The sequence below is a fragment of the Pseudomonas sp. GZD-209 genome (assembly GCF_049310485.1).
In the GTDB taxonomy this organism is placed as follows: Bacteria; Pseudomonadota; Gammaproteobacteria; order Pseudomonadales; family Pseudomonadaceae; genus Aquipseudomonas; species Aquipseudomonas sichuanensis.
This window is the reverse complement of record NZ_JBMOWQ010000173.1, coordinates 1-13,016: the sequence shown is the minus strand read 5'-3', so window position 1 is coordinate 13,016 and position 13,016 is coordinate 1. Positions and strand designations below refer to the sequence as shown.

At 62.6% G+C, this 13,016-nt stretch carries 9 protein-coding genes; 3 read left to right on the top strand and 6 right to left on the bottom strand.

Going from position 1 to position 13,016, the window contains the following annotated elements:
• Positions 1 to 322: 322 nt before the first annotated feature.
• From ACO6VM_RS19300 to glnA, 5 genes are all read right to left on the bottom strand, one after another.
• A complete protein-coding gene (locus tag ACO6VM_RS19300) occupies positions 323 to 778 on the bottom strand; it encodes an REP-associated tyrosine transposase (RefSeq protein WP_422403663.1) in 456 nt (151 codons plus the stop codon).
• Between the two features lie 140 nt (positions 779 to 918).
• On the bottom strand, positions 919 to 2,355 hold the full coding sequence (gene ntrC / locus ACO6VM_RS19295; RefSeq protein ID WP_125860812.1) for a nitrogen regulation protein NR(I): 1,437 nt from the start codon (positions 2,353 to 2,355) through the stop codon (positions 919 to 921).
• Positions 2,352 to 3,437 carry a nitrogen regulation protein NR(II) gene (glnL, locus tag ACO6VM_RS19290; protein ID WP_153788960.1) on the bottom strand — a complete coding sequence of 362 codons (1,086 nt, stop codon included), beginning with the start codon at positions 3,435 to 3,437 and terminating at the stop codon, positions 2,352 to 2,354. The genes ntrC and glnL overlap by 4 nt, the downstream gene beginning before the upstream one ends.
• 258 nt (positions 3,438 to 3,695) lie before the next feature.
• The gene (locus ACO6VM_RS19285) at positions 3,696 to 4,235 is read right to left on the bottom strand and encodes a chorismate mutase (RefSeq protein ID WP_422403662.1); all 540 of its coding nucleotides are present in this window, start codon (positions 4,233 to 4,235) and stop codon (positions 3,696 to 3,698) included.
• Between the two features lie 146 nt (positions 4,236 to 4,381).
• A complete protein-coding gene (gene glnA, locus ACO6VM_RS19280) occupies positions 4,382 to 5,788 on the bottom strand; it encodes a type I glutamate--ammonia ligase (protein WP_401055573.1) in 1,407 nt (468 codons plus the stop codon).
• A gap of 507 nt (positions 5,789 to 6,295) precedes the next feature.
• On the opposite strand from glnA, the gene thiI reads away from it, so the two are divergent.
• Together thiI and typA are read left to right on the top strand one after the other, a co-directional pair.
• A complete protein-coding gene (thiI, locus tag ACO6VM_RS19275) occupies positions 6,296 to 7,750 on the top strand; it encodes a tRNA uracil 4-sulfurtransferase ThiI (protein ID WP_422403661.1) in 1,455 nt (484 codons plus the stop codon).
• 127 nt (positions 7,751 to 7,877) lie between these two features.
• Entirely contained in the window at positions 7,878 to 9,701 is a 1,824-nt protein-coding gene (gene typA, locus ACO6VM_RS19270) for a translational GTPase TypA (RefSeq protein WP_401055569.1), read from the top strand.
• A gap of 184 nt (positions 9,702 to 9,885) precedes the next feature.
• On the opposite strand, the gene ACO6VM_RS19265 is transcribed toward typA, so the two are convergent.
• The gene (locus tag ACO6VM_RS19265) at positions 9,886 to 10,290 is read right to left on the bottom strand and encodes a YkgJ family cysteine cluster protein (RefSeq protein ID WP_153788958.1); all 405 of its coding nucleotides are present in this window, start codon (positions 10,288 to 10,290) and stop codon (positions 9,886 to 9,888) included.
• A 185-nt stretch (positions 10,291 to 10,475) separates the two neighbouring features.
• On the opposite strand from ACO6VM_RS19265, the gene ACO6VM_RS19260 reads away from it, so the two are divergent.
• Positions 10,476 to 12,941 carry a glycogen/starch/alpha-glucan phosphorylase gene (locus tag ACO6VM_RS19260; protein WP_422403660.1) on the top strand — a complete coding sequence of 822 codons (2,466 nt, stop codon included), beginning with the start codon at positions 10,476 to 10,478 and terminating at the stop codon, positions 12,939 to 12,941.
• The last annotated feature ends 75 nt before the right edge of the window (positions 12,942 to 13,016 follow it).

The following is a 13,016-nucleotide window of genomic DNA, read 5'->3' as shown; positions in this document are numbered from 1 at the left end:
CGTGGGAGCGGGCTTGCCCCGCGATTGCAATCTCCCGTTAAACCCAGATCGCATCCCAGTTCAAGCCCGCTCCCGCGTACAAGAACGCGATCTGCCGTGGGAGCGGGCTTGCCCCGCGATCGCAATCTCCCGTTAAACCCAGATCGCATCCCAGTTCAAGCCCGCTCCCGCGTACAAGAACGCGATCTGTCGTGGGAGCGGGCTTGCCCCGCGATTGCAATCTCCCGTTAAACCCAGATCGCATCCCAGTTCAAGCCCGCTCCCGCGTACAAGAACGCGATCTGTCGTGGGAGCGGGCTTGCCCCGCGATTACAATCTCCCTCTAAACCCAGATCGCATCCCAGTGCGAGTAGTCTCCAACGCGGCTGACCAGCCCCGCCCTGACAGGGTTGGCAACCACGTACCTGGCAAAGCTTCGCAGGTCTTCTTCGCGTCTGAGTGCTCGGTCGTGATAGCCGGCTTGCCATAGCTGCCCGTTGAGCTTGCCCATTTTGTACAGCGAGCAACGGCTGCGTGATTTGAAGCGACGCATGACAGTGCAAAGGGTGTTGTCTCTGAGTTGGATCAGCCAGTGCACGTGATCGGGCATGATCACCCATGCAAGGCTCAGGACCGAGCCTTCGGCCTCTGCCTGCGCGAAAGTAGGTGGCAGGCAGCGCGCCGCTTGGAAGCCGCGGAACAGGGGTAGCCGGTCCTTGGTGGTGCTGGTCAGCAGATAGGCCCGACCAGGCTCAGAGACTCGACCGCGACGCAGTCGATGGGAGGCAGGACTTTCCATGTCGTATTCCTCGATAAGGGAAAACAACAAGTTAGGTCGGCAGGATAAGGCACGCCCAAGGCAATGGGCACATCATGTTTCAGGGCTGAAGCCATCGCGGGGCAAGCCCGCTCCCACGCGATGGCATGCTGCATCAGAACTCAGTGGTCGTCGCCGTCATCATCCTCGGCGCCATCGACCTTCATCCCCAACTCCTTGATCTTGCGCGTCAGGGTGTTGCGCCCCCAGCCCAGCAGTACCGCTGCATCGCGGCGCCGCCCGGCGGTGTGCTTGAGCGCGGTCTCGATCATGATCCGCTCGAAGCTGGGCACGGCGCTGTCCAGCAGGCTCGACTGGCCACGGGCCAGGGCTTGGTCGGCCCACTGGCGCAGGGCCTGCTCCCAGTTGGTCACTGGCGCTGCGTCCTGCGGCAGGTTGAGCAACTCCGGCGGCAGGTCGCCGATCAGCACCTCGCGGCTGGAGGCCATCACGGTGATCCAGCGGCAGGTGTTTTCCAGCTGGCGGACGTTGCCCGGCCACGGCAGGTTGCGGATGAACTCTTCGGTTTCCGGCTTGAGCAGCTTGGGCTCGACCGCCAGTTCCTGGGCGGCGCGGCCGAGGAAGTGGCGGGCCAGGGTCGGGATGTCTTCGCGGCGGTCGGACAGGCGCGGGATATGGATGCGAATCACGTTGAGGCGGTGGAACAGGTCTTCGCGGAACTTGCCGGCCTGTACCAGGGTTTCCAGGTTCTGGTGGGTCGCGGCGATGATGCGCACATCGACCTTCACCGGCACGTGGCCGCCAACCCGGTAGAACTCGCCGTCGGCCAACACGCGCAGCAGGCGGGTCTGGGTGTCGGCGGGCATATCGCCGATTTCGTCGAGGAACAGCGTGCCGCCGTCGGCCTGCTCGAAGCGGCCACGGCGCAGGTTGGCGGCGCCGGTGAACGCGCCTTTTTCATGGCCGAACAGCTCGGACTCCATCAGGTCCTTGGGGATCGCCGCCATGTTCAGGGCGATGAACGGCGCAGCCGCGCGCGGGCTGTGGCGGTGCAGGGCATGGGCCACCAGCTCTTTGCCGGTACCCGATTCGCCGTTGATCAGCACGGTGATGTTGGAGTGGCTCAGGCGACCGATGGCGCGGAACACCTCCTGCATCGCCGGTGCTTCACCGATGATCTCGGGGGTGCGGGCCAGTGCCTGGGGCACCTCCAGCGCTTGCTGTTCCTGAGCGTGCTGGTTGGCGCGCTTGACCAGCGACACCGCCTCGTCGACGTCGAACGGCTTGGGCAGGTACTCGAAGGCGCCGCCCTGGTAGGAGGCCACGGCACTGTCCAGGTCGGAGTGCGCGGTCATGATGATGACCGGCAGGCCCGGGTGCTGGTCGCGAATCTGTGCCAGCAGGTCGAGGCCGCTGGCACCGGGCATGCGGATATCGGAAATGATCACATCAGGCTGCTGGCGTGCCAGGCGGCCCATCACGCCGTCGGCGCTGTCGAAGCTCTGGGTGGTCATGCCCTCCTGCTGCAGGGCCTTTTCCAGGACCCAGCGGATGGAGCGATCATCATCGACGATCCAGACGGTTTCACTTCGGCTCATGAGGCGGTGGCTCCTTGTTCCAGGGGCAGGTAGATCGAGAAGGCGGTGTGGCCGGGGTGGCTTTCACACTCGATCAGGCCCTGGTGCTGGCTGATGATGTTCTGGGTAATGGCCAGGCCGAGCCCGGTACCGTCCGGGCGGCCGCTGACCATGGGGTAGAAGAGGGTGTCCTGCAGTTCTGCGGGGATGCCCGGGCCGTTGTCGACGATCTCGACCCGGGCCACCAGGCGATGCCGCACGTGGGCGATGGTGAACTGGCGCACGGCGCGGCTGCGCAGGGTGATGCGGCCCAGGCGCAGTTCGTTCTGCCCGCCGATGGCCTGCATGGCATTGCGCACGATGTTGAGCACCGCCTGGATCATCTGCTCGCGGTCGATCAGCACGTCCGGCAGGCTGGGGTCGTAGTCGCGTACCAGGGTGATGCCGCCCTGGCTTTCCGCCTCCACCAGGCTGCACACGCGCTCCAGCACTTCGTGGATGTTGGTCATCGACAGCGACGGCAGCTTGTTCGAGCCGAGCATGCGGTCGACCAGGTTACGCAGCCGGTCGGCCTCTTCGATGATCACGTTGGTGTAGTCGCGCAGGCCATCGTTGGGCAATTCGCGGGCCAGCAACTGCGCTGCGCCGCGAATGCCGCCCAGCGGGTTCTTGATTTCGTGGGCCAGGCCGCGCACCAGCATCTTGGTGGTTTCCTGCTTGCTCAACTGGGCCTCTTCCTTGGTGATGCGCAGCAGGCGGTCACGCGGGTGCACTTCGAGCAGCAGCAGGGTATTGCCCTGGTGCAGGATCGGCGTGACGGCGTAGTCGACGGTGATGCTCTGGCCGGTCAGCGAGGTCAGCTGGGCTTCGCGCTTGGTGAACGGATGCGCCTGCTCCACCGCCTGGCGCAGCGAGTTGAGTGCCTCGGCCGATTCGGTGAACAGCTCGCTGATGAACTGCCCATGGCTGCGCTGGCCACTGACGGCCAGGAGCATTTCCGCCGCCGGGTTCATGTACTCAAGGCGCAGCTCGGCGTTGAGCAGAAGCGTGGCCGTGGTCAGGTTGTCCAGAAGCAGACGGTGCTGTGCATCGCTGATGGTCATAAGGCGTCGTTGACCTCTGTTGGCACTCTTTTGGCGCCCCGGACAGGCCTGGGGCGCGCACGGATGACGTGCTGGATGCGATGAAAATGCAAGAACCAAACCAAGGCTCTGAAAAGAAGCGGAAATGGCGGATAAAAGCCTGTATTCGCGCTAATTCAGGACATAAAGTCCTGGTTAAACGATTCACGTGACCCAAAGTGGGGTGCATGCTGGGGCGTCAGGCCTGGCAATGCACCAATATGGAGCATAGGGCGCTCGTCAGCTTTTGCACAGCTGGCTGCTGGCGCGGACCAGGGCGAGGTGGCGCACGGGTTCGTGTGTGCGCTGTTGCAGGGCATCGGCCAGGTAGCTGGGGCAGTCGGCCGGGGGCGCCTGGTCGAAGCGGGCAAGGGCGGCGAGTAGCTGCGCCTGCAGCCGGTCCAGGGCGGGGCGCACATCCTCGCCAAGGTCGCGCCGGGGCAGGGCGGGTGCTTGGCGTGCGCGGTGCCAGCTGTCCAGCAGGTGGTACTGCAGCAGTTTGCTGGCCTCTATCTGGTCGGCGAAGAAGCTTTCGGCCCGTGCCGGGGCCAGCGAGTAGGCGGTTGCGGCCTGGCGTGCATTGGCCAGCACCTGTTGTTCGCGAGCGCTGGCTTGAACCGGTTGGCCTCGGTCCCATTTGTGCAGCGCGACGGCTTCGGCCAGGTCAAGGCGTTGCTCGATGGCATCGAGCAGGGGGTCGAGGTTTGAAGGGGGCGGTGGCGGTGTGCTGCAGCCCGACAGTGCGAGGCAGCAGGTCAGGGCTAGGTGGGTAGGGCGCATGACGATCTCCTGGGTTGATGGAGCATCGAGTGTCGCAGTGTCGCCAGGTGTGGCTGTAGGGTTAGTCCGATTTAGGCGGTGCAGAAATGGAAACGGCCTCCCTGGGGAGGCCGTCCTGATGTCACCGACGCGGGGCGTCGATCAAATCAGCAGCTGTAGTACAGCTCGTATTCCAGCGGGTGAACGAAGGTACGGACCTTGATCTCTTCTTCGGATTTCAGCTCGATGTAGGCATCGATGAAGTCGTCGGAGAACACGCCGCCCTTGGTCAGGAACGCACGGCCCTTGTCCAGCTCTTCCAGGGCTTCTTTCAGGCTACCGCACACCTGTGGGATCTCTTTCGCCTCTTCAGGCGGCAGGTCGTACAGGTTCTTGTCGGCGGCGTCGCCTGGGTGGATCTTGTTCTGGATACCGTCCAGGCCGGCCATCAGCAGGGCGGCGAAGCACAGGTACGGGTTGGCCGCCGGGTCCGGGAAGCGCGCTTCGATACGGCGGGCTTTCGGGCTGGAAACGTAAGGGATACGGATCGAGGCCGAACGGTTGCGAGCCGAGTAGGCCAGCATTACCGGGGCTTCGAAGCCAGGTACCAGACGCTTGTAGGAGTTGGTGGCCGGGTTGGTGAAGCCGTTCAGGGCCTTACCGTGCTTGATGATGCCGCCGATGAAGTACAGGGCGGTGTCGGACAGGCCGGCATAGCCTTCACCCGCGAAGGTGTTCTTGCCGTCTTTCCAGATCGACATGTGCACGTGCATGCCCGAGCCGTTGTCGCCGTACAGTGGCTTAGGCATGAAGGTAGCGGTGCGGCCGTAGGCGTCGGCAACGTTGTGCACGACGTACTTCAGCGCTTGAACTTCGTCGGCCTTCTTCACCAGGGTGTTGAACTTGACGCCGATTTCGTTCTGGCCGGCAGTCGCCACTTCGTGGTGGTGAACTTCGACGGTCTGGCCCATCTCCTCCAGTGCGTTGCACATGGCGGTACGGATTTCGTGGTCGTGGTCGAACGGCGGAACCGGGAAGTAGCCGCCTTTGACGCCTGGACGGTGGCCTTTGTTGCCGCCTTCCACGTCCTGGTCGGACATCCACGAGCCTTGCTCGGAGTAGATCTTGAACATCGAGCCGGAGATGTCGGACTTGAACTTCACTTCGTCGAAGATGAAGAACTCAGGCTCTGGGCCGGCGTACACGGTGTCACCGATCAGCGTGGCTTTCAGGTGCTCTTCGGCGCGACGGGCGATAGCGCGTGGGTCGCGGTCATAGCCCTGCATGCTGGCAGGGTCGATGATGTCGCAGGTGAGGATCAGGGTCGGCTCTTCGGTGAACGGGTCCAGCACGGCGGTGGAGTCGTCCGGCAGCAGGATCATGTCGGAGGCTTCGATGCCTTTCCAGCCAGCGATGGAGGAACCGTCGAACATCTTGCCGACTTCGAAGAAGTCTTCGTCCAGGCCATCACGCGCCGGCATGGTCACGTGGTGCTGAGTGCCTTTGGTGTCCGTGAAACGCAGATCAATCCACTTGACGTCATGATCTTTGATGAGTTGAACCGACTTCGACATGTTGTCCTCCGGATGGTCTAGAGCGCGGTGGGCCGCTGCTCTGGAAAAAGGGTGTTGCCAGGCGCGGATAGTCGGCCAAGCGTACCTGCCTCACAAGAGAGCAAATTGCATGCCAGTGCCCGAAAATGGCGAGAGTGGGATAAAAGGAGGCGTTTGCGGGCATCTGACGGTGGGGTGGCGGGGAAAGGTGCACTCTTAAGATGCGAATTTTGGTAGCGATGCACCAATAGAGTGCACTGACCGGCTGGTGTGCTTTACGGGTTGGTGTGCTTTCTTTGGGGGCCTCTTCGCGGGTGAACCCGCTCCCACAGGGTTCGCACGGCCTATGGCATCTGTGCGGTCCCTGTGGGAGCGGGTTTACCCGCGAAGAGCCGGAACAGGCAGCACAAAAGCCCGCCCATACATTTATCTCAAAGCTTCTGATCAAAAGTTGGTCAAAACCTGAGCAATTTCCGATATAATTCGCGCCCCTCATTTTCGGCAGGCCCTGCGCGCGCTGTTAAACCAATGAAACTTATCGTCAAAGTCTTCCCAGAGATCACCATCAAGAGCCGACCGGTGCGCAAGCGCTTCATCCGTCAGCTCAGCAAGAACATCCGCAACGTGCTCAAGGACCTCGATCCTGAGCTCGCGGTCGATGGTGTCTGGGACAATCTCGAGGTGGTCACCCGCATCGAGGACGAAAAGATCCAGCGCGAAATCATCGAGCGCCTGCGCTGCACCCCGGGCATCACCCACTTCCTGCAGGTGCAGGAATACCCGCTGGGCGACTTTGACGACATCGTCGAGAAGTGCAAGCAGCACTTCGGTCACCTGCTGGCCGGCAAGTACTTCGCCGTGCGCTGCAAGCGTGGCGGCCACCACGACTTCACCTCGATGGACGTCGACCGCTATGTCGGCAGCCAGCTGCGCCAGCAATGCGGCGCTGCCGGCATCGAGCTGAAGAAGCCCGAAGTGCTGGTGCGCATCGAGATCCGCGACCAGCGCCTGTACGTGATCCACAACCAGCACAACGGCATCGGCGGCTACCCGCTGGGCGCCCTGGAGCAGACCCTGGTGCTGATGTCCGGTGGCTTCGACTCCACCGTGGCCGCCTACCAGATGATGCGCCGCGGCCTGATGACGCACTTCTGCTTCTTCAACCTCGGCGGGCGCGCCCACGAGCTGGGCGTGATGGAAGTGGCGCACTTCCTGTGGAAGAAGTACGGCAGCAGCCAGCGCGTGCTGTTCATCAGCGTGCCGTTCGAGGAAGTGGTCGGCGAAATCCTCAACAAGGTCGACAACAGCTACATGGGCGTGACCCTCAAGCGCATGATGCTGCGCGGTGCCGCGCACATGGCCGAGCGTCTGCAGATCGACGCGCTGGTCACCGGTGAGGCGATCTCCCAGGTGTCCAGCCAGACCCTGCCGAATCTGTCGATCATCGACTCGGCCACCGACAAGCTGGTGCTGCGCCCACTGCTGGCCAGCCACAAGCAGGACATCATCGACCAGGCCACCGAAATCGGCACCGCCGACTTCGCCAAGCACATGCCTGAGTACTGCGGCGTGATTTCGGTGAACCCGACCACCCATGCCAAGCGTCACCGCATGGAGCACGAAGAAAAGCAGTTCGACATGGCGGTGCTGGAGCGTGCCCTGGAGCGCGCCAAGTTCATCTCCATCGACCACGTGATCGACGAGTTGGGCAAGGACATCGAGATCGAGGAAGTGGCCGAGGCACTGCCGGGCCAGATCATCATCGACATTCGTCACCCCGATGCCCAGGAAGACGAACCTCTGGCGCTGGACGGTATCGAAGTCCAGGCCATGCCGTTCTACGCGATCAACAGCAAGTTCAAGCACCTGGACCCCACGCGCCAGTACCTGCTGTATTGCGACAAAGGTGTGATGAGCCGTTTGCACGCACACCACCTGCTCAGTGAGGGACATGCCAATGTGCGTGTTTATCGTCCGACATAAGACCCCAGGGCTGTATGGCGGCAGCATCCGCCATCGCCCTCCCGACCATCGGGCCCGCTGAGCCTCAAACCGTACATATTCGCCGCCTACACTGGCGGCAACCGAATCCTCTGATCGAGATACAGTTGTGATCGAAAATCTGCGTAACATCGCCATCATCGCCCACGTTGACCATGGTAAAACCACCCTGGTCGACAAACTCCTGCGTCAGTCCGGCACCCTGGAGCGTAACGAGCTCAACGACGAGCGCGTCATGGACTCCAACGACCAGGAAAAAGAGCGCGGCATTACCATTCTGGCGAAGAACACCGCCATCAACTGGAACGGCTACCACATCAACATCGTCGACACCCCCGGCCACGCCGACTTCGGTGGCGAGGTTGAGCGTGTAATGTCGATGGTCGACTCCGTGCTGCTGCTGGTCGACGCCCAAGACGGCCCGATGCCGCAAACCCGCTTCGTGACCAAAAAAGCCTTCGAAGCTGGCCTGAAGCCAATCGTCGTGATCAACAAGGTTGACCGTCCGGGCGCGCGTCCTGACTGGGTTCTGGACCAGATCTTCGACCTGTTCGACAACCTCGGTGCCACCGACGAACAGCTGGACTTCAAAGTCGTCTACGCCTCGGCCCTGAACGGCATCGCCGGTCTGGACCACACCGACATGGGCGAAGACATGACTGCCCTGTACCAGGCGGTCATCGACCACGTTCCAGCGCCAGCTGTTGACCGTGACGGCGCGTTCCAGATGCAGATCTCCGCACTGGACTACAACAGCTTCCTGGGTGTGATCGGTGTTGGCCGTATCGCCCGTGGTCGCATCAAGCCGAACACCCCGGTTGTCGCCATCGACGCCGACGGCAAGAAGCGTAACGGCCGTATCCTGAAACTGATGGGTCACCACGGTCTGCACCGCGTTGACGTCGAAGAAGCCCAGGCTGGCGACATCGTCTGCATCAGCGGTTTCGACGAGCTGTTCATCTCCGACACCCTGTGCGACCCGACTGCCGTTGAGGCGATGAAGCCGCTGACCGTCGACGAGCCTACCGTTTCGATGACCTTCCAGGTCAACGACTCGCCGTTCTGCGGCAAGGAAGGCAAGTTCGTCACCAGCCGTAACATCAAGGACCGTCTGGACAAAGAGCTGCTGTACAACGTTGCCCTGCGCGTTGAAGAAACCGACTCCCCAGACAAGTTCAAGGTCTCGGGCCGTGGCGAGCTGCACCTCTCGGTACTGATCGAAACCATGCGTCGCGAAGGCTTCGAACTGGCCCTGGGCCGTCCGGAAGTGATCATCCGTGAAGTGGATGGCGTGAAGCAGGAGCCGTTCGAAAACGTCACCATCGACATCCCTGAAGAATCCCAGGGCAAGGTCATGGAAGAGATGGGTCTGCGTAAAGGCGACCTGACCAACATGGTCCCGGATGGCAAGGGCCGTGTACGCCTGGAATACAACATCCCGGCGCGTGGCCTGATCGGTTTCCGTAACCAGTTCCTGACCCTGACCAACGGTGCAGGCATCCTGACCTCGATCTTCGATCGCTACGACACCGTGAAGTCCGGCCACATGTCCGGCCGTCAGAACGGCGTACTGGTTTCGGTCGAAACCGGCAAGGCACTGACCTACTCGCTGGAAACCCTGCAGGCGCGCGGCAAGCTGTTTGTCGAGCACGGTCAGGAGATCTACAACGGTCAGATCGTCGGCCAGAACAGCCGCGACAACGACCTGGGCGTCAACCCTACCAAGGGCAAGAAGCTCGACAACATGCGTGCTTCGGGTAAAGACGAAGTCATCGCCCTGGTTCCGCCTGTTCGCTTCACCCTGGAACAGGCTCTGGAATACATCCAGGAAGACGAGCTGTGCGAAGTAACGCCGAAGTCCATCCGTCTTCGCAAGAAGATCCTGGACGAAAGCGAGCGTACCCGCGCTGCCAAGAAAGCCAAAAACAGCTAAGTTAGCTTTGGCTGAATGAAAACGCCCCCGGTCGAAAGGCCGGGGGCTTTTTTTTTTGCCTTCAGTATTTGCGTTGGTTTCTTCGCGGGTAAACCCGCTCCCACAGGTACTGCACAGGCTCTGAACTTTGCAGAGATCCTGTGGGAGCGGGTTTACCCGCGAAGAGGCCGGTACAGGCTAAAGATCAGCGCCCAACCACCTTGGGCTTATAAGCACAATACCCCGGCCGCGGCCCGATCTTGGGGTGGTTGCGGCAGGTGTCCGGGCGCTTGTCGTAGATGGTGCACAGCCGGCTCTTGCGGTCCAGGTACATGCAGTCATCGTTGCTCATCCGGGTCAGGGTGAAGATCCCCGACTTCTGGTTGAAGCGCTCGATGATGCCTTCCTTCTGCAGGCGCTTGGCCACGTTCTTTGGCGGTTCGTCTTTTTCGAACTCGTCCACCACGCCGATACGGATCAGATCCTTGATCTTCACCTCCACCGGCAAGGTGCAACAGGTCGAGTGGCAGCCACCGCACATGTGGCTGGCATAGCGCTGCCAGGTCTCCAGGCGGTCGACTTCGGCGGCGGCGATCAGGGTCGTTTTCATCGTTATGGGGGCGAATCACGGTCTTGGGGCGCGCGATCATACCGGAGTTGTTCAATTTGTGAACAACCTTTTGCCCGATTCCCGCCTGGCGCATGAAATCCGCGAACCGTTGCTGTCGCTCTGTGTCAGACCGTCTAGGCTGAACACTTTCCCTGCGCTTTAGCCTACTTGCCCGAGGATGCCGCATGTCCCAGGAAAACAAGGCCCGTGAGGCCAAAGCTCATCATGAGGAGGTGGCGGATTTTCGCGCCGCCGTGCTGGCCAAGCTGACCTACGCGGTCGGCAAGGACCCGGAACACGCGTTCGACCACGACTGGTTCGAGGCCATCGCCCTGGCGGCCCGCGACCACATGGTCGACCACTGGATGGACCACACCCGGCGGGCCTACCGCCGCAGCCAGAAGAGGGTGTATTACCTTTCCCTCGAATTCCTCATCGGCCGGCTGCTGTACGACAGCCTGAGCAACCTGGGTTACCTGGAGGTCGCCCGCGAGGCGCTGCAGGGCCTGGACGTGGACCTTGAGCGCATTCGCCTGCTCGAGCCGGATGCGGCGCTGGGTAACGGCGGCCTCGGGCGCCTGGCGGCGTGTTTCATGGAGAGCATGTCGACACTGGGCATTGCCGCCCATGGCTATGGCATCCGCTACGAACACGGCCTGTTCCGCCAGGCGCTGGTCGATGGCTGGCAGCAGGAGCAGACCGAGAACTGGCTGGACTTCGGCAACCCCTGGGAGTTCGAGCGTGCCGAGGTGATCTACCCGATCAGCTTTGGCGGCAGTGTCGAAACCGTGCAGGAAGGCACTGGCAAGCAGCGCCAGGTCTGGTGGCCGGGCGAAACGGTAAGGGCCGTGGCCTACGACACGCCAGTGGTCGGCTGGCGTGGCTCCAGCGTCAACACCTTGCGCCTGTGGCGCGCCCGGGCGCTGGAAGAGCTGCACCTGGAGCGCTTCAACGCCGGCGATCACCTGGGTGCGGTGGCCGAGGTGGCCCGGGCCGAGAGCATTTCGCGGGTGTTGTACCCGGCCGACAGCACCGAGGCCGGCCAGGAGCTGCGCCTGCGCCAGGAGTACTTCTTCGTCTCCGCCTCGCTGCAAGACCTGCTGCGCCGCCACCTGAACATGCATGACAACCTGCTCAACCTGCCGGATGCAGCGGCGATCCAGCTCAACGACACCCACCCGTCGATCGCCGTGGCCGAGTTGATGCGGCTGCTGGTCGACCAGCACGAGATCCCCTGGGACACCGCCTGGCAGGTGACCGTCGGCACCTTGGCCTACACCAACCACACGCTGCTGCCCGAGGCCCTGGAAACCTGGCCGGTGGCGCTGATGGAGCGCATGCTGCCGCGGCACATGCAGATCATCTACCTGATCAACGCCTACCATATCGACGCGCTGCGAGCCAAAGGCCTGCACGACTTCGACGTGCTGCGCGCGGTGTCGCTGATCGAAGAAGACAACGGCCGCCGGGTACGCATGGGCAACCTGGCGTTCCTTGGGTCGCACAGTGTCAACGGCGTGTCGGCGCTGCACAGCAAGCTGATGAAGAGCACGGTGTTCGCCGAGCTGCACAAGCTCTACCCGCAGCGGATCAACAACAAGACCAACGGCATCACCTTCCGCCGCTGGCTCTACCAGGCCAACCCGCCGCTCACGGCGATGCTGATCGAGGCGCTGGGCCCGGAGGTGCTGGACGACCCGGAAGGCAAGCTCAAGGCCCTGGTGCCCTTTGCCGACAAGGCCGACTTCCGCAAGCAGTTCGCGGCCCAGCGCCTGCACAGCAAGCGTGCCCTGGCGGCCATCATCCAGGACCGCCTGGGGGTGACGGTCAACCCCGAGGCGCTGTTCGACGTGCAGGTCAAGCGCATCCACGAGTACAAGCGCCAGCTGCTCAACCTGCTGCACACCGTGGCGCTGTACCAGGCCATGCGCCACGACCCCGGCACCGACTGGGTGCCACGGGTGAAGATCTTCGCCGGCAAGGCGGCGGCCAGCTATCACCAGGCCAAGCTGATCATCAAGCTGGCCAACGACATCGCCCGGGTGGTCAACAACGACCCGACCGTGCGCGGCCTGCTCAAGGTGGTGTTCCTGCCCAACTACAACGTCAGCCTGGCCGAGAGCATCATCCCGGCGGCCGACCTGTCCGAGCAGATCTCCACGGCCGGTTACGAAGCCTCTGGCACCAGCAACATGAAGTTCGGGCTCAACGGCGCGCTGACCATCGGTACCCTGGACGGCGCCAACGTCGAAATGTGCGAGCAGGTCGGTGCCGAGAACATGTTCATCTTCGGCCTGACCGCGCAGCAGGTGGAGGCGCGCAAGCGCAGTGGCGACTTTGGCGCCAGCGCGGCGATTGGGGCGTCGCACCGCTTGGGTGATGTGCTGCAGGCGATCCGCAGCGGGGTGTTCTCACCGGATGATCCGTCGCGTTATACCGGGCTGGTGGATGGCCTGATCGCCTATGACCGCTTCCTGGTGTGTGCCGACTTTGACGCCTACTGGGATGCCCAGCGACGGGTCGAGGAGCTGTGGCATACGCCCCAGGAGTGGTGGCGCATGGCGGTGCTCAATACCGCGCGGATGGGGTGGTTCTCGTCGGACCGAACCATTCGTGAATACGCCAGCGAGATCTGGAAGGCACTGGATTGAGCCTCCCCCATCGCGGGGGGGGGGGGGGGGGAAAGAAGTGAGAAAAGAGAAAGGGGGGGGTAAACGACGAGACCG

What these genes read in the sequence shown, in the direction of transcription:
- glnL (WP_153788960.1), bottom strand. Translation starts at nt 3,437, where the DNA reads ATGACCATCAGCGATGCACAGCACCGTCTGCTTCTGGACAACCTGACC.
- ACO6VM_RS19265 (WP_153788958.1), bottom strand. Translation starts at nt 10,290, where the DNA reads ATGAAAACGACCCTGATCGCCGCCGCCGAAGTCGACCGCCTGGAGACC.
- thiI (WP_422403661.1), top strand. Translation starts at nt 6,296, where the DNA reads ATGAAACTTATCGTCAAAGTCTTCCCAGAGATCACCATCAAGAGCCGA.
- ACO6VM_RS19300 (WP_422403663.1), bottom strand. Translation starts at nt 778, where the DNA reads ATGGAAAGTCCTGCCTCCCATCGACTGCGTCGCGGTCGAGTCTCTGAG.
- glnA (WP_401055573.1), bottom strand. Translation starts at nt 5,788, where the DNA reads ATGTCGAAGTCGGTTCAACTCATCAAAGATCATGACGTCAAGTGGATT.
- ntrC (WP_125860812.1), bottom strand. Translation starts at nt 2,355, where the DNA reads ATGAGCCGAAGTGAAACCGTCTGGATCGTCGATGATGATCGCTCCATC.
- ACO6VM_RS19260 (WP_422403660.1), top strand. Translation starts at nt 10,476, where the DNA reads ATGTCCCAGGAAAACAAGGCCCGTGAGGCCAAAGCTCATCATGAGGAG.
- ACO6VM_RS19285 (WP_422403662.1), bottom strand. Translation starts at nt 4,235, where the DNA reads ATGCGCCCTACCCACCTAGCCCTGACCTGCTGCCTCGCACTGTCGGGC.